We start from the raw sequence: 24,898 nt of genomic DNA, 5'->3' as shown, positions 1-24,898 counted from the left end.
GGAGCGGGGCGGGTGGGTGATGCGGCGCCTCGGGTTGGGCAGGGCTGGGCTGGGCAGAGTGAAGTTGTGCAGCAAGTCCGCCGCACAACTCAACAACGCCCGGCTGGGGCGCCGGTCCCGGGCTGGGCAGAGTGAAGTTGTGCAGCAAGTCCGCTGCACAACTTCACTCTGCCTCCACCCCCGACGGCGGGCCGAGCGTCGACGGCGGGCCGGGCGTCGCCGGCGCCTCGGCGGCCTACCCGGCGAAGAGGGCGTCGAGCTCGGCGGCGAACTCCGGCGCGGGGGTCCAGCGCATCAGGCTGTCGTCGCCGCGGAACTCGTAGCCGTCGCCGCGCTGCTCGAGCCGCAGCTCGTCGCCCCACACGTTGCGCAGCACCAGGGTGCGCTGCCCGGCGTCGTCGCTGCCTGCGGCCTCGGTGGGGACGGAGTTGGCCAGGGCCTCCGCCCCGATCTGAGCAGCCACGGATTCACGCAACTCCACGTTCTTCGTCGGCTCGCCGGCCTCCAAGGCGCAGGCGTACCCGCCCACCACCTCGTCCAGCTCGACCGGGAACAGCGCCTGGTTGAACGTCACTGGGCACGCCTGCACCGGCGCGTACTCGCCCACGGGGCGTCCGAGCTGCACGCGCTGCGCCAACCAGCGGGCCTCGATCTCGTCGCGGAAGAACGCCTCGCTCCCCTGCAGCTGGTTCTCGCCGTCGGTCAGTTCAGTGGAGTCCTGGATGTCGCCGGTGAAGGAGGCCTTGCGGCCGTCGTCGTACTCGAAGATCACCGTGTAGAACTGCGCGGTCTCCGGGGCGTCAGCCTCGGTCAGCGGCGGCTGGGCGTAGAGGGCCTCGACGAGCCCGTCGACGTCCACGACGAGCGGCTCCAGCGGGCCGACCGTGCCGTAATCGGATGTGCAGAGCCAGGCGCGGGCCGCGCCGGTGTCGATGGTGCCGATGTTGATCCAGCTGCCCACCGGCTCGTCGACCTCGTTGTAGCAGACCTCGGCTCCGGGCTGGCCGTCGCGTCGGGTCGAGAGCGACACCTCCGGCGACGGCGCGGTCACGCTGGGCGCGGGCTGAGGCGTCTCCTCCGGGGAGGTGGTGGGCGCCGCTGAGCTCACCGTCGGCTCCGGGGAGGCGACGAGGTTGGGCGTCCCCTCCGACGACAGATTCAGCGCCAGCGGGACCGCCAACGCAATCACCACCCCGGCCGAGAGGCTGCCCGCAACCATTTGGCGACTGCGGCGCTTGCGGCGGGCGGCGGCCGCCCAGCCGTTGGTGCCCGGCGCCCGGGGTACGGACTGTTTGAAAAGATCGTGGAGGTTGTCGGCCATGTCACTCACCCCTTCCTGCGAGGTGCTTGGAGGCGCGCAATGCGGCGCGGCCGCGGTACGAATGGGTCTTGACGGTGCCGGGTGAGATACCCAGGCGCTGGGCGATGTCGTCGGTGGCGAGGTCCTCGAAGTACTGCAGCACGAGCACGGCGCGCTGCATGCGGGGCAGTTCCTCGAGGGCGCGGACGAGGTCGAGGTTGACGCCGTGCGGTGTCTCGGGCGCGGCCGAATCCGCCACGAACTCGGCCGCCTTCTCGTTGCGCCAACTGAGCTTGCGCCACCACGACACGAACGTGCGGTAGATGGTGGTGCGGACGTAGGCCTCGAACTGGGCGTCGTTGCCGAAGTCGCCGTAGCGCGTGAAGGTCTTGGAAAGCGCGGTCTGGACGAGGTCTTCGGCGTGGTGGGAGTCGCCCGTCAGCAACCACGCGGCGCGCCAGAGGCCCCGGCCCCGCTGCGTCACGAACCCCTCGAAGCCGAGGGTCGCCTCGCTGACGTCGTCGTTCACAAGGCTCACCCTAACTGCGGCGGGAGCCGGTATGGCGAGTGTTTCGGCATGCACGGTGCCTCCTTGGTTGAGCGATCTGTCACCCCCAACACGCGTCGAGGGTGCCGTTCGGTGCACAGGCCCGGCGACATGCCTGAGTCGGGGCGCCGCGGCCGCCCCCGCGTCGCCCCCCGCGTCGAACCTGCCCGGCAGAGTGAAGTTGTGCAGCGGACTTGGTGCACAACTTCACTCAGCCCACCGTCGTGGCCGCTGCCCCCACCAGGCGTTGTTGAGTTGTGCAGCGGACTTGGTGCACAACTTCACTCAGCCCACCGTCCCCCACGGGCCCCAACCCCGGGTGGGTAAGCTCATCGACATGCGTGGCGAATACAAGGTTCCTGGCGGCAAACTCGTGGCGGTCGACGTCGAACAGGAGGGCGACAGGCTCAGCCGCGTGGCCATCTCCGGCGACTTCTTCCTCGAACCCGACGAGGCCCTGGACGACATCAACGGCGCGCTGCTCGGCATGCCCACCACGTCGTCGGTGGTGGAGATGGCCGAAGCCATCACCGCGCGGCTGCACTCCGAGACGCAGATGATCGGCTTCACGCCGGAGGCCGTGGGCATCGCGGTGCGCCGCGCCCTCGGCCACGCCACCGACTGGTCAGACCACACGTTCGACGTCATCGGCCCCGTCTCCATGGACCCGCGGATGCACGTGGCGCTCGACGAGGTGCTCGCCGCGGAGCTCGCGAAGGGCGAGATCCGCCCCAGCCTCCGCATCTGGGACTGGGACCAGCCCCTCGTCGTGATCGGCTCCTTCCAGAGCTACAAGAACGAGATCGACGACGAGGGCCGCGCCCGGCACGGCATCAACGTGGTGCGGCGCATCACCGGTGGTGGCGCCATGTTCATGGAGCCCGGCAACTGCGTCACGTACTCGCTGGTGGTGCCGGTGTCGCTGGTGGAGGGCCTCAGCTTCGAGCGCTCCTACGAGTTCCTGGACCAGTGGGTGATGGGCGCCCTGAAGGAGTTGGGCGTCAACGCGCGCTACGTGCCGCTCAACGACATCGCCTCGGACAAGGGCAAGATCGCCGGCGCCGCGCAGCGACGGGTGACCGGCGGCGTCGTCGTGCACCACGTGACCATGGCCTACGACATCGACGCCGACAAGATGCTCGAAGTGCTGCGCATCGGGCGCGAAAAGATGTCCGACAAGGGCACGAAGTCGGCCAACAAGCGCGTCGACCCCCTGCGGTCGCAGACCCAGCTGCCCCGCGACGAGATCCTGGCGTCGTTCCTGAAGCACTTCGAGTCGCTCTACTCCACCCAGCGCCGCGACTACTCCGAGGAGGAGCTGGCGAAGGCCAAGCACCTCGTGGAGACGAAGTTCAGCTCCGAGGAGTGGACCAAGCGGATCCCGTGATGGCCTCTGGGGCCGTGGGCTCCGGCGAACGTCCGGCGACGGATCCCGCCCGGCCGATGAGGTAGCCCAGCGCCCACACGATCCCCGACGCCAGCGCGGTGTACAGCACCGCGAGCGTGGCGTTGATGCCGTTGGTCTGGGTGAGCGCCAACCCCTGGGTGCGGATCAGCAGCCCCAACGCCAACTCGAGGACCGTCAGCGCGGCCAGCACGACGGCGGGCGTGCGCAGCTTGGGGCTGCGGGCGGCCTTCGCCACCGTCGCCGCGATCAGCACGAGCGCCGCGGCGGCCATCACGATGCGCGCCACCTGCAGCGCCGGGTACTTGTCGATGTCGAGCACCAGCCACAGCGGCCAGCTGATGCAGCGCGTGAACGAGCCCGTGCCCGCCGACGTCACGCCCGCCACGACGATGCCCAGCAGGTGCATCGAGATCAGCACGACCAGGGCGCCGAGGCCCAGGCGTCGCACCGACGGCGACCCGGCGTCGTCGCCCCGGGAAGTCACCGCAGCCGACGCGACGGTCATCAGCGTCATCGCGACCATCGCGCCACCCACGTCGATGAGGGCCAGGCCGAGCGGCAGGGTGAACAGGATGATCATCATCCCGAACATCGCGGAGCCGACGGCCAGGCCGAGCGCCAGCCAGGGGACGAGGCGGACCCGCACGTCGGCCGAGCGGCGGCCGAGCCAGCCGGCCCAGCCCGTGAAGACGAGCGCCAGGAACGCGATGAACCGGTGCACGAACTCGATGGCGGGGTTGTTCAGCCACTCGAACTGCGGCGCGGGCGCCACCTGGTCGGCGTAGCAGACCGGCCAGGCGGGGCAGGCCGAGCTGGAGTCCGTGGCGCACACCACCGAACCCAGCACGATCGTCGTGAAGAGCAGCGCCGCGGCCACCCGGAACACCGTCGTCGAACCCATCTGTTGGCCTCCTTGCCGTCGGACGCGGAAAGCCTATCCAGCCGGTTCCGGGCGGCCCGGGCGGGCCGGGCTAGAGCCCGAAGATGCGGTCCAGCTGGGCCTGCACGTCCGGCGACGGGGTCCACACGCGCGGGCCGTCGGCGATCCACCCGAACGAGCCGTCCTCGCCGCGGAGCAGCGTCATGGGCTCGCCGTACTTGTTGACCCACACCAAGGTGCCCTCGCCGGCTGCCCAGTCGTCGGGCTGCGGGGCACTCTCGAACGTGGCGGAGATGGCCTTGACCAGCTCCTGCGGCAGGTCCACCGGCAGCGCGCCGTCGGGGCCGAGGCAGGCCACGATCTGGGTGGCGCCCTCCGCCTCGGGGCTGAACGGGACCAGCGAATCGGCCCGCGGGCACAGCTCCTGCGCGCCGTAATACATCCCGGCGCCCTCATCCCCGGTCTGTTCGTGGAACAGGTCCACCAGCACGCCCACGAGGTCGCCGTCCTTCTGGACCGCGCCCGTCGCCGGGCCGCAGCCGTCCGCCCGCACGGCCGCCACGTCGCCCTCCATGCCGGCATACACCACATAGACCTCGGGCCTGGTGCCGTCGGAAGGAAGGGCGCACTCCCCCTCGAGCACCGGGAGGCCGTTGAACGCCGCCACCGCGCGCTCCACGAACGCCGGCTCGTACAGGCCTGCGGGCGCGATCAGCCGGGGCCCACCCTCGGGGCTCTCGAAGCAGAAGTAGACGCCGGTGATCTCGCCCTCGATGACCGCAGGGGTTTCTGCAGCGGTGTTGCGGGCCGCGGTGCAGTCCGGCCGCTCCGGCACGGACGGCTGCTGGGTGACGGGGTTCCCGAGCTGGCCGACGAGGGCGTCGAGCTCCACGGCGAGGTCGCCCTTCGGGCGCCAGACCTGGTTGGGGCCCACCACGTAGCTCCCGCTAACGAAGCGGGTCAGCGTGACGGACTCGCCCCACGCGTTGGCGAGCACCATCCGTGCGGTGGGTTCCCATTCGCCCAGGGCGCCGTCGACGGCGTTGGCGGCGACGTCGTCCTTGACGCGCTGGAGCACGTCGGTCGGCAGCTCAACACCCTCGCTCTTGGCATCGGTGCCGTCGTCCGGGCTGCACAGGGCACCCTGCGTGGCGCCGTCGACCGTGGCCGGCAGGATGGCACCGATGGACGAGCAGACCTGCTCCGACGAGAGGCTGGACGTGGGCGCGGAGCCCTCGGCGCGCTGCGCCTGCCACAGGCCCGCGAGCGTGTCGAGGAACGCGTCACCGCCGGAGCGGTTGCCGACGCTGCGGCAGCCGTGCAGCTCGCCACGCACGGGCGTCATCGTGCCGTCTGCGGCCTCGGCGACCACGACGTAGGTGAGCGTGTACTCCATCGTGCAGGCCTGGTTCGGGTCGGCCTTCGGGAGCTCCTGGAATGCGGCCAGGGCCTCATCGACCCCCTGCGTCAGCGGGTCCTGCGGCCCGGTGCGGGAGAAGCCGATCTCACCCGGCTCGTCACACAGCCACAGCCGGACGGCCTCCTCCGGCAACTCGTCGGCTGTGGACTGGTCCGCCCCGGAACACGCGGCCTCGCGGTCCCCGGCTGCGGTCGCGACCGGCTCGGTGCCGACGGGCGCAGGCACCGCGGTGTCGCTGGACCTGTTCACCAACTGCAACGCGAATGGGCTGACGACAGCGAGCGCGGCCACCATGGCCAGCGTGCCCACGGTCACCCGACGGCGACCCGCGCGACGGCGGGCATCCTCGGACCAGGCACCGTCGCCGGGGCGGGGCAGGTCGCGCTTGAACATCTCGGACAGCTGGTCGTCGCTCATGACCGTTCCTCCTCGGACAGGTGAAGCGAGGCGCGCAGGGCCGCGCGCCCCTGGGAGGTGTGTGCCTTGACGGTGCCCTCGGCGATGCCGAGCAGCTCCGCGACCTCGGTGACCGTGCGGTCCTCCAGGAACCGCAGCACCATCACCGCGCGCTGCATCTTCGGCAGCGCGGCCAAGGCCCGGACGACGTCCATGCTGACCGCCTGGTCCGCGCTCGTCGTTGGGCTGTCGGGCAGGTCGTCCGACGGCAGCTCGGCGTTCCACTTCCGCCGCCACCACGACACATAGGTGCGGTAGATGGTGGTGCGGACGTAGGCCTCGAACTTGGCGTCGTTGGCGAGCACCGTGTAGCGGCCGTAGGTGCGCCCGAGGGCGGTCTGGACCAGGTCGTCGGCCTTGTCGCGGTCGCCGGTGAGCAGCCACGCGGCCCGCCAGAGATCAGCGCGGCGGGCGCGGACGAACGAGTCGAAACCCACTGCCGTCTCGTCGACGGTGGGCTGGGCTTCGAACACGAGTACCTCCATACCTGTTACGACGCGTTGGCCCAAGTATGGGGTTTAGTCGCTGGGGCCGGCGATGGAAACCTCCAACTATGTAGATGTACGGACCTCCATATGTGAGGAGGCCAGCACGACTACATAGCTGGAGCCTTAACGCTCTGAGGGTCTGGCCTTTCATCGGGGCGTCGCAGGGGGACTCACAGGGCTGATGACCTTCGAAAGCGGCGTATCGCGTGGACTCCGCCCTTCGCGCGTCGTACCACCGCAGGCCCGACTTGTTCACGCCCATGCCAAGTCGAGAACGTCCACAACTGCCGAGAGTCGCGTTCGTTCTGGGGACTGGAGCCGCTGAGTTGTACGATTCGGCTGTTCCAGCGGCTATCCTGGATGTCATGACTGAGATGACTGTGAGCGATGCCCGGGCCCGCCTCGCCGATGTCGTGGACGCGGCCCGGGTCGGGCACGACCCGGTCTATCTGACCCGTCGCGGGCAGCGGGTGGCCGCGGTCATCGACGCCGACGACCTGGATCGGCTCATCGCGGCCGCGGAAGACCTGGCCGACCTCGAGGCCGCCCGTGCGGCACGTACCGAGATGGTCGATGACGAGTCGGCGATCCCCTGGGAGCAGGTCAAGGCAGACCTCGGCCTGGCATGAGCTATCGGATCGAGGTCGCGCCCGCTGCGGTTCGACAGCTGCGCAAGTTGGACAGGGTCGCCCAGCGGCGGGTCCAGGCGGCGATCGAACTGCTTGCCAGCGGACCGCGCCCCAGCGGGGCCAAGAAGCTGGTTGGCGGTGACGGTGAGTGGCGTGTCCGGACCGGTGACTACCGGATCGTCTACGAGATCCATGACAACGTGCTACTCGTCCTCGTCGTTGCCATCGGCCACCGCCGTGACATCTACGAACGCCGGTAACCAACTCGCGCGGTCGACGCTTGGCTTCTGGAGCAGGTTGCTCCAGCCTATGACAGGCTGCTGGCGGACCCGGATGGTGCGCTGTCTGTAGGCGAGGTCCGTGCGCGGCTCGTGTCCCTGCGCGGCCAGTGACCTACACGGTCCGGTTCGCGCCGGAGGCGGCAAATCAACTCGAGGTGCTGTACCGGAAGATTGCTTCGTCAGCGTCGCCGACGGTTGCTGCCGATGAGCACCTCCTGCTCCGGCCCTCGTGACACTTTCCCAGCAGTGGCACACTCGCAAACATGAGGGTAGTGCGCATCATTCCGGACGTGCTGGTCAAGGACATCACCGCAGCCGACGACTTCTACGGCGATTACCTGGGTCTGCGTCGCGAAGACCTGGGACTGGATTGGGTGACCCGCTACGTTGCTCCCTCGGGCGCCAACCTACAGTTGCTCACTCGAGACGGCGCTGCGTCCGATGCGCCGGCCATCTCGATCGCCGTTGACGATGTCGATGAGGCCTACGCCGAAGCCGTTCGTCGCGGGTACGAGATCGTTCACCCGCTCACAACCGAGCCGTGGGGCGTCCGCCGCTTCTTGGTACGAACACAAGACGGTCATGTCGTGAACATCCTGCGTCACCGCGAGTAGGCACGGATCTGCAGCGGTGCGCGAGGGAGACCTCTGCGGCTTGCCTGGCACCCCGGCACGACCGCCCGCACCGCCGCCGTCGGCGAGTGCTCACTCACCTGGTGGTGCCTGCTTCTGGCGCGGGAAGGCTTCGTGGAGTTGCCACTGGAGGTCCGCGATCTGCGCTTCCTCCAGCGGTCCGCGTTCGGTCAGTAGCGACTTGAGCTTCTTGGGCCACATCACTGCCACTTCGTTGACGGTGAACGCGCCGCCGAGCAGCGGCCAGTCCGCGTCAACGAAACACAGCACACCCCGCACTGGTACTTCTGGCCGCTCGGCCAGGGCCGCGCGGACCAGGTCTACCTGCTTCTGCATCCCCGTCACCAGCGCTGTCCGGTCTCGCCCCCCGACGGTCAACGACTCGGTCCGTGGCCTCAGCAAGCCTCCCTCGACTCGTAGCGCTGGCCGGGCGTTGCGGTAGCGCTTGGCGTCCACCACGAACACCCCGCTGGGGCACACGACCAGATGATCGATGTTCGCCCTGGTCCGGGGAATGCGGCGATCGTGCAGCACACGCAGCGAGTCCGCAGCCATGGACGCCAGCATGCCACCGAGCATCCGCTCGCCCTCAGCGCCCACCGACCACGCCCGCGTCGACTGAGGGTCGTCGAAGACCGCCAGCAGGAACCGCCCCATACGCGGGTGGTTGCCCAATACCCGCTCGGCCCGGGCCGCATGGCGCCGCTGGTACTCGGCAGCCGCAGATGCGCCGCCCTGCCCATCAACCACCCCCAACGAGGGCACCTTCTCCACGTCAGGCCCTGGACGAACCGCAGCAGCTGCGACGGCTGCGATGGTCTCGTCGACAAGCACTCCCGGAGCAGTGGGATCTGTTTGGCGCAGTGGAGCCTGGGGTGGGCACGTCACGCAGGCCACCGTCTTGGTAGACCGGTCGTAGTCCGCGGTCGTGCCCGCACTCAATGCCGAGCCGCAGCTTGAGCAGGTGCCCGCATAGCGCAGCCGCATCCGCTTGACGTCCACCCGGGCCGCATCCTCAACCATGAGGAACAAAGTAGTGGTCCATCGACGGCGAATGTCGACGACGTCTCCGCTCGGCCACCAAACCACGGGACCCCGAAAGCGGCTAAGACGCCGATCAAGACAACCCCGATTACGCGGCGCCTCGTAAACTCGTGATGTGAACGGCCTCCCAGCAGGCACCCCCGGCGGGGTGCCCACGCCGACCCTTCGAGACTCGGCAATCGCGGGCGCCGCGGCCACCGCCGTCGCGCTCGGCGCCTCCGAACTCGTGGGCGCGCTCCTGCCCGGCGGCAGGTCGCTGGTGGAGGCCGTCGGCGACACTGTGATCGATCTGGTCCCGGGCTGGCTGGAACGATCGGCCATCGCGATCCTCGGCACCGCGGACAAGCCCGTTCTCATCCTCGGGATCTTGGCCCTTTCGCTCGTCGTGGGCACCGGGCTCGGGGTGGTTGCCCGCCGCAGCCTGCCGTTGGCCTCTGCCGGGCTGACGCTCTTCGCCTTGCTGGGCGTCGTCGCTGCCATCGGGGACGAGCGCTCCACCGTCTGGGCCGTCATGGCGGCGGGCCTGGCCGGCGCGGCCAGCGGGATCATCGCCCTGGTGATCCTCACCCGCGCCTCGTCAGCGCGGTCTGCCGCCCCGCCGGGCCCCGTCGGCCGCGGCGAGGCACGGCCGGGACGCCGAGCGTTCCTGCAGGCGGTCGGAATCGCGGTGGCCATCGCCGGCACCGCAGCAGCGGCCGGCCGGTGGCTCACGTCGTCGCGCCGCGTAGAGGAGATCCGCGCGCTGCTGCGGCTGCCCGCACCGGCGACGCCCGCCCCGCCGGCCCCGCCTGATGCGGACCTGGCGCTCCCCGGGCTGACTCCGCTGTACATCGCCAACGACGACTTCTACAGGATCGACACCGCCCTCTCCATTCCCCAGGTCGATCCGGAGCAATGGTCGCTGGAGGTCCGCGGCCTGGTGGATCGCCCGTTCACCCTGACCTACGACGATCTGTTGGCGATGCCGCACGTCGAAACCGACATCACGCTGACCTGCGTCTCCAACGAGGTGGGCGGAGGCTTGGTCGGAAACGCCCGGTGGCAGGGCGTGCCCCTCCGGGCCCTGCTGGAGCGCGCCGGGGTGCAGGACGGCGCCACCCAACTGCTGAGCAGATCGGTGGACGGGTTCACCGCAGGCTTCCCCACCGAGACCGCGATGGAGGGTGGCGCGCTGGTGGCCCTGGGGATGAACGGCGAGCCGCTCCCGGCCCTCCACGGCTTCCCGGCCCGCCTCGTGGTGCCCGGCCTCTACGGGTACGTCTCGGCCACCAAGTGGCTGTCCGTCATCGAACTGACCACCTTCGAGGCCGAGGCCGGGTACTGGATCCCCCGCGGATGGGCGCGCGAGGGCCCCATCAAGACGCAGTCCCGCGTCGACGTCCCCCGCGCGGGGTCCAGCGTGGCTGCGGGGCGCCAGCCGATCGCGGGCGTGGCATGGGCACCAACGCGCGGCATCGAGATGGTGGAGGTCAGCATCGACGGCGGCCCGTGGAAGGAGGCGCGCCTCGCCGCGAGCCTCAGCCTCGACACGTGGCGCCAGTGGGTCTACGAATGGGACGCGACGCCCGGGTCCCACACCATCGCGGTGCGGGCCAGCGACGGGTTGGGGGACACGCAGACCGACGTGCGCACACCGGTCGCGCCCGACGGTGCATCGGGGCACCACACCATCGAGGTGAGGGTGGAGCAGTGAGCGTGGGTAGAAGCCTGTTCACGCGCAATCCGCGCGGGTAAAGTTGCTGGCCACGCGGGCCGACGCCGTCTCGTCGGCTCGAATCCCAATGAGGGGAAGATCATGACTGAAGCCCACCCGGCCCCGTACTACACGGGCCCTGCCCGCACCGATGTGGAGTTCCTGGAGGTGGCGGAGATCCCCACCGTGGTGCAGAAGTTCACCGACTATCCGCTGTCCGCCATGTCCCAGGCGATGGACGGCGCCGTGTCCGCGCTGTTCCCCGCGCTGGAGGCTCAGGGGCTCCATCCGGTCGGCCCGGTGTTCACGCTGTACGAGCGCATGCCCGGAGTGAATGCGACCTTCGAGGTGGGGGTGCCGGTCGACCGCCCCCTGACCACCGCTGTCACAACCCCATCCGGGGCCTCGCTCCACGGCTCGGTCCTTCCGGGCGGCAACATCGCGACGGTCTCGCACGTCGGCTCCTACAGCCGGCTGGGCGAGGCCTGGGGCGTCTTCCTCGAGAAGGTCGAGTCTGCCCACAGGAAGGCAGGGCTTCCCTTCTGGGAGATCTACCTGACCGAGCCCACCCCCGAGGCTGACCCGGAGTCGATGCGCACGGAACTCGTCATCGTGCTGGCCGACTGACGCCATGGATTCGGGCGCGCAGCTCATGCTCGTCCACCGACACCACATGGAGGGTGAAGGCGCGGCCGTCTTCGAGCTCGACGCTCACCCCGTCCCCGGCGGGCCGCCAGTGTCCTGGGACTTCGACGGGGCCATCACCGGGGGCGTCGTCCACGGCGACGAAGGAGCCGCTGCCGTCCACCGCGAATCCCGCCACCGAGCGTGACAGCGGAGCCTCCTCCCGTGGGACGTAGACACCGACCCCGTCGTCGTCGGTGCGGATGGGGCCACGCCAGTCGCGGAACAGGCCCGCTGGGACGTCGGCGGGCCCGACGGGGTGGAAGAACGCGTGACCGAAGGTAGTAGACCGGACGGCGTGGAAGGGGTAGGTGACCGTGGCGTCGTCAACCTCGCCGGCCACCTCGCGGAAGTACACATCCACCGTGCCGCCGCGGATCCCCAGGGTGTGCAGCTGAATCTCCGCAATGGCGACACCGGCTCCGTGACCGCGTGGGCCCAGCGCGACAACCGTCACCACCTCCGTGTCCCAGTCGACCGGGTGCTCCATGGGCGGCTCACCATCGAAGAACTCAACGAAGGCAGCGTGGTCACGCAGCACCGTCGAAACGGGGTCGCGGGGGCCGTCGTCGGCCTGGGCCAGGGTCGTGAAATCTAGAGGCTCGGTGTCCGGAGTGGGGATGGGCATGGCGGGTCCTCCTTCTCCCTTGGCGAGGGTGTTCCCACCCTAACCGGGAGCATGCGCACATGAGGCAGATGCGAACCCTCTTCCTTTGCCGGGGGCCGGTGGCTTAGGCTCGCTTGACCGCCTGGAAGCGTCAACCCCGCCCAGCTAGGAGCGCACCATGACCGCCGCTGATCACCCCGCCGTCGTCGCACTGTCTGCCGCCATCGAGAATGCCGCCAACCTCCTGCGGATCCCCACGGAGGGCATCGCCCTGGAGGGCATGGAGGCGCGGGACTGGCCCGATTCCTGCCTGGGTCTTGCCGAGGACGACGACGCGTGCGCGGACGTGGTCACGCCGGGCTACCTCATCCGGTTGGGCGACGGTTTCACCTACCACGCCGATCAGCAGGGCAATGTGCGCCGGGCCCGGGGGGACAACCCGCGTCCCGACACCGAGATCAGGCTGCGCTACTCCGTCTCCGGCGGTCTCGCCGGTCGCTCCACCTCCTACGAGACCGACAGCTACCAGCTGACCAAGGCTGAGGATGATGAGCTCCGCCACCTCATCACGGAGGCGGACTTCTTCACCATCCCCAACTCCCTGCCTGAGTCACCGGTGGCGGATGGCATCACGTCGCGCCTCTGGATCGCGGTCGGCCGGCGCTCCCACGAAGTGGTCCGGGGCGACGGCATCGACGCGGAGGACACCGAGGCCTTCCACGCGCTGGTGGCATGGGTGGATGCGCGGACGCCTCCGTTGTTCCCGGAGGTTTCCGGCAACCTGGCCTGACCCCGCTCTGCGCGTCAACCAGCGACTACTGGCGCACGCCGATGGTGAGCAGCAGGTTCGCGTAGATGCGCTGCTCGCCCGAGGCGATCACGATGCCGACGTCGTCCTTCTTCGCCTCGTCGTAGAAGTCCCAACGGGAGATCTCCACGAACTCGACGCCGGGCAGGGCCGCCTTGTACTCGTCGTGGGCGTCGATCTTCTCGGGGCGCAGCTCCGGCGGGGCGTCAGCGGCGGGCACCATGATGCCGGCCTGCTCAATGGGGACGGCCTGCTTCAGCACGTCCAGGATCTGCGTCACGTTCAGCAGCCCGGGCGCGAGGTTGAGGTAGATGCGGCGGGCGCGCGGGTTGGCGCCCGTCTCGTGGGGGTAGTTGCCGTCGGTGATGAGGATCTTGCTGCCGTGACCGGCGCGGCCGAGCGCGTTCAGCAGTTCGGGGTGGATCATGGGGCCGTTGAGCATGGGGCTTCCTTTCGGGTGGTTACGTGCTGCCGCGGACGATCAGCGTGGGCGTGATCAACGACGACTCCGCAGGCTCGCCGTTCAACAACAGGTTCAACGCCTTCACGGCCTGCTCCCCCATCGTGAAGAAGTCCTGCCGCACGGTGGTGAGGCCGGGCAGGAACCACTCGGAACCCGGCACGTCGTCGTAGCCGACGACCCGCACGTCGCCGGGCACCCGGCGGCCAGCCAGCTGCAGCGCCGACATCGTGCCGAGCGCCAACTGGTCGTTGGCCGCGAAGATCGCGTCGACGTCCGGCGGCAGGTCCGGCACCAGGGCAGCCGCGGCGGAGGCGTCCCAGGAGTTGGCGAACAGCACGGTGGGCTCGAGGCCGGCCTTGTCCATGGCCAACTTGTAGCCCTCCAGGCGCTCCTGCGCGTCGATCCAGTCCTGCGGACCGGCCACGTGCAGGATCCGCTGCGCACCGCGGCTGATGAGGTGGTCCACAGCGGCCACCGCCCCCGCCCGGTGGTCCACAGCCACGCCGACGGCCGGCGACGGGAGGTCCTTCGTCTCGCCCACGCACACCGTCGGGAGGCGGCTGGCGATGGTGTCGATCCACGGCCGCGACTCCGCCCGCCCGCCGAGCACGATCACGCCGTCGGCGCTCACCGGCACCAGGTGGTGCAGCTCCCGATGGTCGATGTCCGGCGACCCGAACACGGAGGTGGACGTGTGCAACTCGAGGTTGGACAGCGCCTGGCAGATGGCGACGAACGACGTGGCGTGTCCGTGGAACAGCGGCACGGCGTCGATGATGTGCACGGAGCCGGTGCGCGCCGCCGACAGGGAGCGGGCGGCGAGGTTGGGCTGGTAGTTGAGCCGCTCGATGGCCTCCAGCACCCGCGCGCGGGTGGCCTCGGCCACCACGTCGACGCCCCGCACCACGCGGGAGGCGGTCTGGATGGAGACGCCGGAGGCTTCGGCGATGTCTCGCAGGTTGGCGCGTTGCTGCCCGGCCCTCATGACCGCGGCCCGAAGGTCTCGGTACGGGCGGTGCTGGCGATGACGTCGTTGCGGTTGGCCGGGTCCAGGTGGCCCATGATCTCCAACTGCGCCAGCAGCGAGCCGAGCACGGAGGCCTCCACTGGCCCCGCGATCACCGGCACCCCCAGCGCATCGGCGGTCAGTTGGCACAACAACCTGTTGCGCGACCCGCCCCCCACCAGGTTCAACTGCGTGGCGGGAGTTCCGGTGAGGGCGGCGAGGTCGGCGATGCCGCGGGCGTAGCGCGCCGCGAACGACTCCAACACCACCCGCGTGACCGCCCCCTCGTCGAGGTCGTCGACGGCGACACCCTGGGCAGCGAGCGCGTCCAGCACCCGCCTCTCCATCTCGCCCTTCAGCACGAACTGCGGCTCGTCGGGGTTGATGGTGGCACCCAGCGACGGCGAGGCCTCGGCCCGCCGGATGAGCTCGACGATGTCGTGGGTGCGGCCCTGCTGTTCCCAGTCTCGCTGGAGTTCCTGCAGGATCCACAGGCCGGTGATGTTGAACAGGGGGCGCAGGCCGTCGTCGGCGCGGGCCTCGTTGGTGAGGCCCAGCGCGCGGGCCTCGTCGGAGAGCAGCGGTTCGTCGCGCAGCACGCCCAGCACGGACCATGAGCCGCAGCTCAGGAAGTACGAGTCCTGGCTCACGTCGCGCTGCAGCGCGTGCACGGCGCAGGCTGTGTCGTGGGCCCCGGCGCGCACCACGGTGAGCTGCTCGAGCCCCTCGACGATGCACCGGCCCACCACGTTGAGCTCGCTCGTCACGTCGCCCACCCACGAGCGCGGGATGCCCAGCGCCTCGAACACCTCGTCGGAGAACTCGTGGGCGCCTGGGCGGATCAGCGCCGACGACGACGCGTGGGAACGCGACCAGCCGCGGGCGCCGGACAGCAGATAGGTGAAGTAGTCAGGCAGCAGGAGGATCTGCGACGTCCTGGCCGCCACCTCCGGCTCCTCCTGAAGGAGCGCGAACAGCTGGTTCGCGGTGTTGATGGTGGCCGGCGCGATACCGGTGGCGGCCCACAGGGCCTCGTCGGACAGGCGCTCGCGGAAGGCCTCATGGGTGCGGATCGTGCGCTCGTCGCGGTACGCGCGGCCGGGAGTCAGCGCCGCGCCGTCGTCGCCGAGTGCCACGTAGTCGACTCCCCAGGTGTCGACGGAGACGCTCACCGCGTCGGGGAAGCGGGCGACGGCGTCGCGGAGCCCCTCGACCACCTCGCCCCAGATGACATCGAGATCCCAGGAGAGGTACCCGTCGCGCATCCGCGCCTCGTGGGGAAAGCGGCGGACTTCGACTTCCTCGATGCGGCCGTCGCGGAACGTGCCGGCGATCACTCGCCCGGTCGACGACCCGAGATCAACCGCAAGGGCGGTGACGGTGGACACTTCTCTCCTCCTGGATGGTGGTGCGCGTTCCCTGGGCCAGCCGCGCACGGCCGGCCCAGGGAACCAACAGCGCTACTAGTTGTACATCGGGCCGAACTGGGCGCAGGCGCGGAAGTCTGCTCCCTCGAGGTCAGCCGTGCCGAAGCCCAGCCAGTTCTTCGGGCGGAAGATCCGCTCGCGCTCCACGTTGTGCATGTTCACCGGGATGCGGAGCATCGACGCCAGCGTGATCAGCTGGTGGCCGATGTGACCGTACGAGATGGCGCCGTGGTTGGCGCCCCAGGCGTTCATGACCTCGTAGACGCTGGTGAAGGCACCCTCGCCCGTCAGGTTCGGCACGAACCAGGTGGTGGGCCACCCGGGATCCGTGCGCAGTTCGATGGTCTTGGCCACCTCGTCGGGCAGTTCGACGGTGTAGCCCTCGGCGATCTGCATGACCGGGCCGAGGCCGTCGACCCAGTTGATGCGCGTCATCGTGACGGGCACCTCACCGGCGGAGCGGAAGTGCGTCGAGAAGCCACCGCCGCGGAAGTAGCCGGTGTTGGCAGGATGGAACGTCGTCTCGTCGATCATCGCCTGGATGTCGTCGTCGCTGAGTTCCCACCAGGGCTTGATGCAGGGGTTGCCGTCGGCGTCCTTGGCGGCGAACGTGCCGTCGAGGGTGGTGGCGCCGGAGTTGCGCAGGTCGATGACACCCGCCGCTGCGCGACCCTCGGGACGGTGGCCCGTGACGCGCTCGATGGCGTCCGCGCTCCAGTAGGTGCGCACGTCGGAGAAGATCTGCGCCGTGTTGGTCAACAGGTAGTTGAACATCATCGACGCGCCGTTGAGGTTGTCGTTCTCCGTGGCCTGGATGAGGGGCTGCCTCTTGCCGTTCCAGTCGAACTGCGTGTTGAGCAGCGTCTCCATCAGGTCGCCGTTGGGCAGGTAGTCGGTCCACTGACGCTGGCCCTGGAAGCCGGAGACGAGCGCGCCGTGACCGACGGCCTCCTCCTCGAAGCCCATCTCGGCGAGCTTCGGGTTGCCGATCATCAGGTCGCGGCCGATGAGCACCATCTTGGTGCTCCACTCCCACCACTTCTCGTGGTCCTCGGCGGAGCGCTGCCACTCCTCGGGGTTGAAGTCCTCACCCTGCTTGAGGTTCTCGCGCACCCACGTGTACGCAACCTCGTATTCGTCCTTGTCGTAGATGCCCAGGTTGATGCGACGCTCGATCTCGACCATGTCGATGTACTCGTTGCGCATGCCCAGCCAGTAGTTCCAGAACTCCTCCTTCACCACGCAGCCGGCGATGCCCATGGACACGCCACCGATGGAGAGGAACGACTGGCCGCGCATCAGGGCGACGGCGAGGCCGGCCTGTGCGTAGTCCAGCAGGCGCTGACGCACGTCGGCCGGGATGGACTCGTCGTCGGCGTCCTGCACCTCTTCGCCGTAGATACCGAAGGCGGGGATGCCCAGTTGTGCGTGGCCGGCCAGCGCGGCGGCCAGGTAGACGGCACCCGGACGCTCGGAGCCGTTGAAGCCCCAGATCGCGTGCGGCATGGTGCGGTCCATGTCGATGGTCTCGGAGCCGTAGCACCAGCACGGCGTGACCGAGAGGGTGAGGCCGACGTTCTCGGCCTTGAACTTCGCGGCGGCGGCCTGGGCCTCCGGCACGCGGCCGATCGTCGAGTCGGCGATGACCACCTGGACGGGGGTGCCGTCGGGGTACTTCAGCTCAGACTCGTAGAGTTCCTTGACGCGCAGCGCCATACCCATCGTCTGGTCCTCGAGCGCCTCGCGCACGCCGTTACGCCGGCCGTCGATGATGGGACGGATACCGATCTTCGGGTAGTTGGTCACGAATCACACCTTCTTTGTTCGTTACTAGTGGTTCAGGTTTCCGGCACGGTGTGCTCCGCGCAGGCGGCCGGGTGGCTGCGTCGGATGAAAAGGGGCCCCTGTCTGCGTGTCCCACGCGAGGCAGGCAAACGCGGACAGGCGCCCCTAGGGATTGTTCATGAGGTGGGGTGGGCCCGGGCGGGCCCACCCTCACGCATCACTCGTAGAGGTTGGCGGCGATCTCGGGATCCTCGATGTTCGAGGCGTCGTACCAGGCGAAGCCGGAGTCGATGACCTTCGGCAGCTCCTGTCCGTTGATGGCCTTGATGGCGGCGACGACGGTCTCGTAGCCCATCTTGACGGGGGCCTGGGTCACGGCGCCGGCCTGGTCGCCGGACTTGATGGCCTCGATCTGGGTCTTGCCGGAGTCGAAGCCCACGACGACGACGTCAGCGCCGGATTCCTTGGCGCCCTGGATGGCGCCGGTGGCGGCGGCCTCGTTGGTGCCGTAGATGCCCTTGAGCTCGGTGTTGGCCTGGATCATGGACTTGGCGGTGTTGGCGGCGAGGTCGACCGCGCCGGCAACCTGGGGCTCGAGAACGGTGACGTCAGGAGCGTTGTCCTTGATCCAGTTCTGGAAGCCGTCGCAACGCTGCTTGCCGGTGGCGGAGGTCTGGTCGTGGCAGATCAGGCCAACCTGGCCGGAGCCACCGATGAGTTCGACCATGTGCTCAGCGGCGTTCTCAGCGGCTGCGGTGTTGTCGGTCGAGACGGTGGTCAGCGGGATGTCGGAGTCGACACCGGAGTCGAAGGCGATGATCGGGATGTTCGCAGCCTCGATCTCGTTGAGGAGATCCGAAGCGGCGCCCGAGTCGAGGGCGGCGAAGCCGATGGCGGCGGGCTTGGAGTCCAGGGCCGTCTTCAGCTGGTTGAGCTGCTCGGTGACCTGGGTCTCGTCCTGCGGGCCGACGAACTGAACCTTGTAGCCCAGCTCTTCGCCGGCCTGCTCAGCGCCTTCCTTCACGGCCTGCCAGAAGCGGTGCTGGAAGCCCTTGGAGACGAGGTAGATGGTCTGCGTGCCGTCGCCCTTGGGGACATCGCCGTCCGCAGGGGCTTCTTCAGAAGCGGATTCGGAGGGGGACTCTTCCTCAGCCGGGGCCGAGGTCTCTTCCGCGGGTGCCGAAGCGCTGGTCTCCTCTGCCGGGGCGGGAGCTTCGGTCTCGGTGGAGGTGGACGTGCCGCAGGCGGTGAGGCCCAGGCTGAGCACGGCTCCGAGAGCCAGTGCGGAGCGCAACATGCGCATAGCGGTTCCTTTCGGTTGTTGGGAGGACCGCCCTCCCGGTACAGGGTGTTGTTGTGCGTGAGTGGTGGACGGGGGGCGGGTCAGACCGCAGCAGCTCTGGCGCGGCGGACGTTGTCGATGAACACGGCCAGCAGGACGACGACGCCAGTGGCGACGAGCTGCCATTCCTGTGCGATGCCCATCATCTGGAGGCCCTTGCGGAGGGTCTCCATGATGAGTGCGCCGACGACGGTGCCGATGATGTTGGCACGGCCACCGACGAGTGAGGTGCCACCGATGACGACGGCGGCGATGACGTTGAGCTCGAAGCCCACGCCTTCAGCGGGTTGGACGAAGCCGAACCGCGACGAGTAGAGGATGGCGCCGAAGGCCATGAAGACGCCGGCGGTGACGTAGACCATCGTCTTCCAGAACCGCACGTTGACGCCGGAGAGGCGGGTGGCCTCCTCGTTGGAGCCGATGGCGATGGCGTAGCGGCCCAGCAGCGTCTTGTTGAGCATGACGCCGGCGATGATCGCGAAGAGGATGAACCACAAGATGGCGTTCTTGAGGCCGGGGATGAGTTCGCCGTTGAACAGCCAGGTGTACTGCGGGTTCTTGATGCTGATGGTCTGCTTGTCCGACACGACGAGCGCCAGGCCGCGGGCCGCCATCATCATCGCCAGCGTGGCGATGAACGGTGGTAGGCCGAGGAAGGCGATGTTGAAGCCGTTGATCAGGCCGATGAACGCGCCCACGAGGATGGTCAACGCGAGGCCCGCACCCAGCGGCAGGTTCAGCCACGGGTCGGCCGCGAGGAACGCGCCCGCCGCGACGGCGACCAGGCTCATGCCCGTGCCGACCGAGAGGTCGATGCCGGCCGTCGCGATCACGAAGGTCGCGCCCAACGCCATCACACCGACGTAGGCCGACTGGGAGACGATGTCCAGCGCGACGCCGAGCGTGGCGAAGTTGGGCGCCACGAGCATGAAGACGATGTAGATCAGGACCAGCGCGAGGAAGACGAAAATCTGCTGAAGCGACGACTTCAGGTAGCCCTGGACGGGGCTCGTCGTCTGCTTGGTGGTGGCTTGAGTGCTCACGCTGCGGTTCCTTTCAACTGAGCCTTGCCGAGGGTGGCGAGCTCCATGATGCTTTCCTGGGTGGCGTCCTCGTTGTCGAGGATGCCGGTGATGTGTCCGTGCGCCATCACGACGATGCGGTGCGAGACGCGCAGCACCTCCGGCAGTTCGGAGGAGATGACGATGATGGCCTTGCCCGCGGCGCTCAACTGTTCGATGAGGTCGTAGATCTCCTCCTTGGCACCCACGTCGATGCCTCGGGTGGGCTCGTCGAAGATGAGGATGTCGGAGTTACGCACGAGCCACTTCGCGATGACGACCTTCTGCTGGTTGCCACCGGAGAGCTTGCCGAGGAGCTGGTTGACCGACGGCGTCTTGACCCTGAGCTTGTCGGAGAACTCCTTGCCGACGGTGCGGATCTTGCCGTCGAGGACGAACCCGCCGATGCTGAAGTCGTTCATGGCGGCGAGCACGGCGTTGTACTTGATGTCCTGCTCGAGCAGCAGGCCGTAGGTCTTGCGGTCCTCGGAGAGGTAGCCGATGCCTGCGCGCACCGCGTCGGCGGCGGAGCGGATGTTGATCTTCTTGCCGTGCACGTGGATGTCGCCGGAGGTGCGGGGGTCTGCGCCGAACACGGCCCGGGCCACCTCGGTGCGGCCGGCGCCGACGAGGCCGGCGAAGCCGAGCACCTCGCCCTTGCGCACGTCGAAGTTGATGTCGTGGAGGAGCTTCCTGGTGTTGAGGTTCTCCACCTTGAGCAGCACCTCGTCGCTGTCGACGGTGGTGCGGGGTCGCGCGTCGCCCGAGACCTCGCGGCCCACCATCATCGAGATGATTTCGCGCATCTCCACCTCGTCGGTGGTGACGGTGCCGATGTACTGGCCGTCGCGCAGCACCGAGACCCGGTCGGTGATCTCCTCGATCTCCGGCATGCGGTGCGAGATGTAGATCAGGCCGGTCTCCGGGGTGACGAAGTCGCGGATCATGCCGAACAGGGCGTCGGTCTCCGAGATGGTCAGCGCCGCGGTGGGCTCGTCCATGATCAGGATCTTGGTGGACTCGAACGACAGGGCGCGCGCGATCTCCACCATCTGCTGCCGGGCCACCGAGAGGTCGCCGACGCGGGAGGTGGGGCGGATGCTCATCCCGAGGCGTTCGAAGAGCTCGCTCGCCTCGCGGTTGAGTGCCTTGTCGTCGACGAAGCCGCCCTTGCTGCTGCCGGGGCGCCCGAGGTACAGGTTCTGGGCGACGGTGAGGTCCGGCACCATGTTGAGTTCCTGGTGGATGATGCTCAGGCCCAGATCACGGGCGTGGTTCACGTCGCGGACGGTGACCTTCTGGCCCTGCAGCCAGATCTCCGCGCCCGGATCCGGCGTGTAGATGCCCGTCAGGATCTTCATCAGCGTGGACTTGCCGGCACCGTTCTCGCCGCACAGGCCCAGCACCTCGCCGGCGTTGAGGTCCAAATGGACGTTCTGCAACGCTTTGACGCCTGGAAACGTCTTGCTGACGTTCTTCAGCTCAAGAAGTTTGCTCACGTGTACTCCTTCGTACTTTCGCCGGAAATCCCGCAACTATGCGGCTCTCTGAACGACGATGTTAACGCTAGCACTCCTCCACGATTGATGCAGGGTTTGTTATCAAACCGTGACTCATCGCTCTTCGGATACGACACCGCCGCCGATTCAGCCGTCCCCCGGGCCATGCCTTCGATGACACCACCTGCCCGGAAGCCGCGTGGCTGGCCCGACGAACCGCTAGGTTGCCAGCCAGACCACCATTGCGAGGAGAAACCCATGCCCCTGCCCTCCGCCTGGAGGCGCGCAGCGACGGTTGCCATTGCGGCCATCGTCGGGCTCGCACCCCTGACCGCCTCAGCAGACCCCGGAGACCCGGACCTGCGTGTGCCGCGCGACAGCGCCGCCGCCGAAGATCGCACCGCCCGCTGGCTGAACGCCACCAAGTGGTTCGTCGAGTTCGAGAGCGAGCCCACCGCCAGCGGCGGCAGCCGTACGACGATCCAGCGTCAACACCGCTCGTTCGCCGAGGAGGCGCGCCGCGCGGGCCGCCCCGCGAACGTCATCAGGAACTACGAGCGCCTCTTCAACGGCGTGGCCGTCACCGCTGACACCGCCACCGCCGAGCAGTACGCAGAGCTCCCAGGAGTCAAGGCCGTCCACCCGGTGCGCATATTCTCCGTGCCGGAACCGCAGGACGTCACCCCACGGCTGATCACCGCCATCGCGCAGACCGGCGCGGACATCGCCCAGACCGAGCTCGGCCTCACCGGTGAGGGCGTCAAGGTGGGCATCATCGACACCGGCATCGACATCGACCATCCGGATTTCGGCGGCAGCGGCACCAACGGCTCCACCGCCTTCCCCAGCGCGCGGGTGGCCTACGGTTACGACTTCGTCGGTGACGACTACAACGCCGACCCGACGTCGACCTCCTACCAGCCCGTCCCGAAGCCCGACGGCCGCCCGGACGACTGCCAGGGCCACGGCACCCACGTGGCCGGCATCGTCGGCGCCGACGGTGAGGTCACCGGTGTCGCCCCTGGCGTCACCCTCGGCGCCTACCGCGTGTTCGGCTGCAACGGCTCCGTGGACGACCAGGTGATCCTCGACGCGCTGGAGCGCGCGGAGGCCGACGGCATGGACGTGGTCAACATGAGCCTCGGCGCCGACTACGACTCCTGGCCGGAGGCCCCCACCTCCAAGGCCTCGGACCGCCTCGTGCGCAACGGCGTCGTGGTGGTCAACGCCGCCGGCAACGCCGGCGACAGGTACACCATGACGATCGGCTCTCCCGGCACGGCCGGCCTCGCCATCAACGTGGCGTCCTTCGACAACTCGCACGTGACCATGGACGAAGTGCTGTTCACCACGGCCAACGGCCCCGTCTCCGCAGGTTTCCTGGGCGCGACGGGCTCGCCCGACGCGACGTCGGCGCTGAACAACCTGCCGGTCGCGCGCACCACGGACCCGCTGAACTGCGAGGCGGAGGCCGCTGATCTCACCGGCAAGGTGGCCATCGCCCAGCGCGGCACCTGCACCTTCCACCAGAAGGCCGCCAACGCCCAGGCCGCCGGCGCCGAGGCGCTGGTCATCTACAACAACGAGCCCGGCTTCATCAACGCTACCGTCGAGGGCGAGGTGACCATCACCATCCCGGTGGTCACCGTCACCCAGGCCGTGGGCACCTCCGTGGTGGGCGCGCTCCCCGCCACCATCCAGTTCACCGGCGGGGAGAGCCAGCAGCCCAACCCCACCGGCGGGCTGATCTCGGACTTCTCCTCCTGGGGTCTGGCCGCAGACCTGACCCTGCAGCCGGATCTCGGCGCGCCGGGCGGGTCCATCCGCTCTACCTACCCGCTGGAGAAGGCCGACGGTTACGCCACCCTGTCCGGCACCTCCATGGCGGCGCCGCACGTGGCCGGCGCCGTGGCGCTCATGCTGGAGAACGCGCCGTCGATGACCCCGGCGGAGATCCGCAGCCGGCTGCAGAACAGCGCCGTGCCCGCCGCGATCGCCGAACTTCCCGATGCGGGCATCCTCGACGCGGCCCACCGTCAGGGCGCCGGCCTGATCCGCGTCGACCGGGCACTGCAGGACGGCTTCGTCGTCTCGCCGGGCAAGATCTCCGCCGGCGAATCCGCCGACGGCGCCCACACCGAGACGCTGACCATCACCAACGTCACCGACGCCCCCGTCACCTGGGCGCTGTCCTACGAGGACGCGCTCAGCACCTACCTGGAGACCGATCCGGACTGGGGCGACGGCACGCAGAACACCGTCGGCTACAACCTGTTCGCCTCGCAGGTGTCCTTCTCCGCGCCGAGCGTCACCGTGCCCGCCGGCGGCGCGGCCACCGTCGACGTCACGATCAACGCGGACCCGGAGGCCCCGGAGGGCGCCCAGTACTCGGGCTTCGTCCACCTGACCTCCGACGAGGGAGCCACCGCCGTGTCCGTGCCGTTCGCCGGCATGGCGGGCGACTACGGCAACCTCGAGATCTTCCCGGAGATCTGGGACCTCCCGGCAGTGGTCGAGATCACCGCCTGCTCCTTCTGGGACGAGGGCCAGTGCGTGGACCCGGACGTCGACTACGAGATCGTCGACGCCGGACGCATCTTCACCGGCGGCGAGGACCTGCCGACGGTGGCCTTCCACCAGGCCGTGCCGGTGCAGAAGCTGACCATCGACGTGCTGCGCGCAGACGCCAAGGGCAACCCCATCGACGCCAGCCGCGCCACGGTGCTCAGCTTCGACCACCTGGGACGCTCCGAATTCGAGTCGCTGTACACGTGGAACGGCCAGCTGCCCAACGACGCCGGCCTGCTCGTCCCGGCCACGCCCGGCAACTACGTGATCCAGGTCACGGGCGTCGCGGCGGACGGCGACGGCGGCAGCCAGAGCTGGACGTCGGCGGCCTTCGGCTGGAAGAACACGCCGGTGGCGTCGCCCACGCCCACGCCGTCGAAGTCGCCCACGGTGCCGGTGGCGAAGCCGACGGTGACCGTCACGAAGTCGCCTGCGCCCGAGCTGCCGGCCGACGTGTACAACACGCCCGGCATGCACGAGGTCAACGGCCGCAAGTGGTTCACCGCATGTGAGGACTACTCGCAGACGGTGCGATGCCGCACGATGATCTGGGCCACCACCGTGATCCAGGCCGACGACGGCTCGTTCGTGCCGCGCAGCGGGTGGGCGTTCAACAACCTCACCTACCTCCCGCACATGACGCGGGCGCAGTGGGGCACCAACCCGCTGGCCGTCAACGGCACCTGGAAGGGCACCGACGGCCGCACGTGGCGCACCGAATGCGACACTGCGACGACGGGGCGCGGCGGCTGCCGCTCCTACATCACCGCCAGCGTCATCGAGGCCTACCCGGCGGCTGACGGTGGCTACGCCTACCGCTGGGCCACCAAGGAGATCCTCAACAACATGGTCCGCTTCAAGAACTGACCA

22 protein-coding genes are annotated in these 24,898 nt (G+C 68.9%); 8 read left to right on the top strand and 14 right to left on the bottom strand.

The features are described 5' to 3' along the window. Positions 1 to 235: 235 nt before the first annotated feature. Positions 236 to 1,321 carry a hypothetical protein gene (locus ACZK4S_RS11300; protein WP_463644322.1) on the bottom strand — a complete coding sequence of 362 codons (1,086 nt, stop codon included), beginning with the start codon at positions 1,319 to 1,321 and terminating at the stop codon, positions 236 to 238. Position 1,322: 1 nt separating this feature from the next. Then, a complete protein-coding gene (locus tag ACZK4S_RS11295) occupies positions 1,323 to 1,829 on the bottom strand; it encodes a SigE family RNA polymerase sigma factor (protein WP_459396948.1) in 507 nt (168 codons plus the stop codon). Between the two features lie 289 nt (positions 1,830 to 2,118). Here ACZK4S_RS11295 and lplAB point away from each other — a divergent pair, with 289 nt between their 5' ends. Beyond that, a complete protein-coding gene (gene lplAB / locus ACZK4S_RS11290; protein ID WP_463644321.1) occupies positions 2,119 to 3,234 on the top strand; it encodes a lipoate-protein ligase LplAB in 1,116 nt (371 codons plus the stop codon). On the opposite strand, the gene ACZK4S_RS11285 is transcribed toward lplAB, so the two are convergent. The 3 genes from ACZK4S_RS11285 to ACZK4S_RS11275 all read right to left on the bottom strand — a co-directional run bounded on the left by ACZK4S_RS11285 (position 3,200) and on the right by ACZK4S_RS11275 (position 6,484). Further along, positions 3,200 to 4,156, bottom strand: a complete 957-nt coding sequence (locus ACZK4S_RS11285; protein ID WP_463644320.1) for a COX15/CtaA family protein — start codon at positions 4,154 to 4,156, stop codon at positions 3,200 to 3,202. The genes lplAB and ACZK4S_RS11285 overlap by 35 nt on opposite strands. A gap of 70 nt (positions 4,157 to 4,226) precedes the next feature. Next, positions 4,227 to 5,972: a hypothetical protein gene (locus ACZK4S_RS11280; protein ID WP_463644319.1), complete on the bottom strand. Its 1,746-nt coding sequence runs from the start codon at positions 5,970 to 5,972 to the stop codon at positions 4,227 to 4,229. Then, complete coding sequence (locus tag ACZK4S_RS11275; RefSeq protein WP_463644318.1) at positions 5,969 to 6,484, bottom strand: SigE family RNA polymerase sigma factor; 516 nt, start codon at positions 6,482 to 6,484, stop codon at positions 5,969 to 5,971. The genes ACZK4S_RS11280 and ACZK4S_RS11275 overlap by 4 nt, the downstream gene beginning before the upstream one ends. 380 nt (positions 6,485 to 6,864) lie before the next feature. Between ACZK4S_RS11275 and ACZK4S_RS11270 the strand changes: the two genes are divergently transcribed. The 3 genes from ACZK4S_RS11270 to ACZK4S_RS11260 all read left to right on the top strand — a co-directional run bounded on the left by ACZK4S_RS11270 (position 6,865) and on the right by ACZK4S_RS11260 (position 8,023). Then, complete coding sequence (locus ACZK4S_RS11270) at positions 6,865 to 7,128, top strand: type II toxin-antitoxin system Phd/YefM family antitoxin (protein ID WP_463644317.1); 264 nt, start codon at positions 6,865 to 6,867, stop codon at positions 7,126 to 7,128. After that, the gene (locus ACZK4S_RS11265) at positions 7,125 to 7,388 is read left to right on the top strand and encodes a type II toxin-antitoxin system RelE family toxin (protein ID WP_463644316.1); all 264 of its coding nucleotides are present in this window, start codon (positions 7,125 to 7,127) and stop codon (positions 7,386 to 7,388) included. The genes ACZK4S_RS11270 and ACZK4S_RS11265 overlap by 4 nt, the downstream gene beginning before the upstream one ends. A 284-nt stretch (positions 7,389 to 7,672) precedes the next feature. After that, positions 7,673 to 8,023 (top strand): VOC family protein, encoded by a 351-nt coding sequence (locus ACZK4S_RS11260; protein WP_076063732.1) that lies wholly within the window; start codon positions 7,673 to 7,675, stop codon positions 8,021 to 8,023. Between the two features lie 90 nt (positions 8,024 to 8,113). On the opposite strand, the gene ACZK4S_RS11255 is transcribed toward ACZK4S_RS11260, so the two are convergent. Beyond that, complete coding sequence (locus ACZK4S_RS11255; RefSeq protein ID WP_463644315.1) at positions 8,114 to 9,064, bottom strand: nuclease-related domain-containing protein; 951 nt, start codon at positions 9,062 to 9,064, stop codon at positions 8,114 to 8,116. Between the two features lie 136 nt (positions 9,065 to 9,200). Here ACZK4S_RS11255 and ACZK4S_RS11250 point away from each other — a divergent pair, with 136 nt between their 5' ends. Continuing rightward, positions 9,201 to 10,778, top strand: a complete 1,578-nt coding sequence (locus ACZK4S_RS11250; RefSeq protein ID WP_463644314.1) for a sulfite oxidase — start codon at positions 9,201 to 9,203, stop codon at positions 10,776 to 10,778. Between the two features lie 102 nt (positions 10,779 to 10,880). Beyond that, the gene (locus tag ACZK4S_RS11245; RefSeq protein WP_463644313.1) at positions 10,881 to 11,405 is read left to right on the top strand and encodes a GyrI-like domain-containing protein; all 525 of its coding nucleotides are present in this window, start codon (positions 10,881 to 10,883) and stop codon (positions 11,403 to 11,405) included. On the opposite strand, the gene ACZK4S_RS11240 is transcribed toward ACZK4S_RS11245, so the two are convergent. Further along, positions 11,386 to 12,090, bottom strand: a complete 705-nt coding sequence (locus tag ACZK4S_RS11240; protein ID WP_463644312.1) for a hypothetical protein — start codon at positions 12,088 to 12,090, stop codon at positions 11,386 to 11,388. The two genes, ACZK4S_RS11245 and ACZK4S_RS11240, sit on opposite strands and share 20 nt — an antisense overlap. A 157-nt stretch (positions 12,091 to 12,247) precedes the next feature. On the opposite strand from ACZK4S_RS11240, the gene ACZK4S_RS11235 reads away from it, so the two are divergent. Continuing rightward, on the top strand, positions 12,248 to 12,859 hold the full coding sequence (locus ACZK4S_RS11235; protein ID WP_463644311.1) for a protealysin inhibitor emfourin: 612 nt from the start codon (positions 12,248 to 12,250) through the stop codon (positions 12,857 to 12,859). Positions 12,860 to 12,884: 25 nt separating this feature from the next. On the opposite strand, the gene ACZK4S_RS11230 is transcribed toward ACZK4S_RS11235, so the two are convergent. The 7 genes from ACZK4S_RS11230 to ACZK4S_RS11200 form a co-directional block, all read right to left on the bottom strand. After that, a complete protein-coding gene (locus tag ACZK4S_RS11230) occupies positions 12,885 to 13,319 on the bottom strand; it encodes an RbsD/FucU family protein (protein WP_463644310.1) in 435 nt (144 codons plus the stop codon). Between the two features lie 19 nt (positions 13,320 to 13,338). Beyond that, positions 13,339 to 14,325, bottom strand: a complete 987-nt coding sequence (locus ACZK4S_RS11225) for a LacI family DNA-binding transcriptional regulator (protein WP_463644309.1) — start codon at positions 14,323 to 14,325, stop codon at positions 13,339 to 13,341. Then, positions 14,322 to 15,734 carry a rhamnulokinase gene (locus ACZK4S_RS11220; protein ID WP_463644308.1) on the bottom strand — a complete coding sequence of 471 codons (1,413 nt, stop codon included), beginning with the start codon at positions 15,732 to 15,734 and terminating at the stop codon, positions 14,322 to 14,324. Before ACZK4S_RS11220 ends, ACZK4S_RS11225 begins: the two co-directional genes overlap by 4 nt. Positions 15,735 to 15,809: 75 nt before the next feature. Further along, the gene (locus ACZK4S_RS11215) at positions 15,810 to 17,579 is read right to left on the bottom strand and encodes an L-fucose isomerase (protein WP_463644307.1); all 1,770 of its coding nucleotides are present in this window, start codon (positions 17,577 to 17,579) and stop codon (positions 15,810 to 15,812) included. Between the two features lie 196 nt (positions 17,580 to 17,775). After that, on the bottom strand, positions 17,776 to 18,855 hold the full coding sequence (locus ACZK4S_RS11210) for an ABC transporter substrate-binding protein (protein WP_238974204.1): 1,080 nt from the start codon (positions 18,853 to 18,855) through the stop codon (positions 17,776 to 17,778). 86 nt (positions 18,856 to 18,941) lie between these two features. Continuing rightward, the gene (locus ACZK4S_RS11205; protein ID WP_076063709.1) at positions 18,942 to 19,943 is read right to left on the bottom strand and encodes an ABC transporter permease; all 1,002 of its coding nucleotides are present in this window, start codon (positions 19,941 to 19,943) and stop codon (positions 18,942 to 18,944) included. Continuing rightward, positions 19,940 to 21,460, bottom strand: a complete 1,521-nt coding sequence (locus ACZK4S_RS11200) for a sugar ABC transporter ATP-binding protein (protein ID WP_076063707.1) — start codon at positions 21,458 to 21,460, stop codon at positions 19,940 to 19,942. Before ACZK4S_RS11200 ends, ACZK4S_RS11205 begins: the two co-directional genes overlap by 4 nt. A 258-nt stretch (positions 21,461 to 21,718) precedes the next feature. Between ACZK4S_RS11200 and ACZK4S_RS11195 the strand changes: the two genes are divergently transcribed. Continuing rightward, on the top strand, positions 21,719 to 24,895 hold the full coding sequence (locus ACZK4S_RS11195; RefSeq protein ID WP_463644306.1) for a S8 family serine peptidase: 3,177 nt from the start codon (positions 21,719 to 21,721) through the stop codon (positions 24,893 to 24,895). Positions 24,896 to 24,898: the final 3 nt, after the last annotated feature.

The sequence above is a fragment of the Tessaracoccus zhenghani genome (assembly GCF_055326325.1).
The sequence above is the reverse complement of the archived record's forward strand: the minus strand, read 5'-3'. Positions and strand labels throughout refer to the sequence as shown.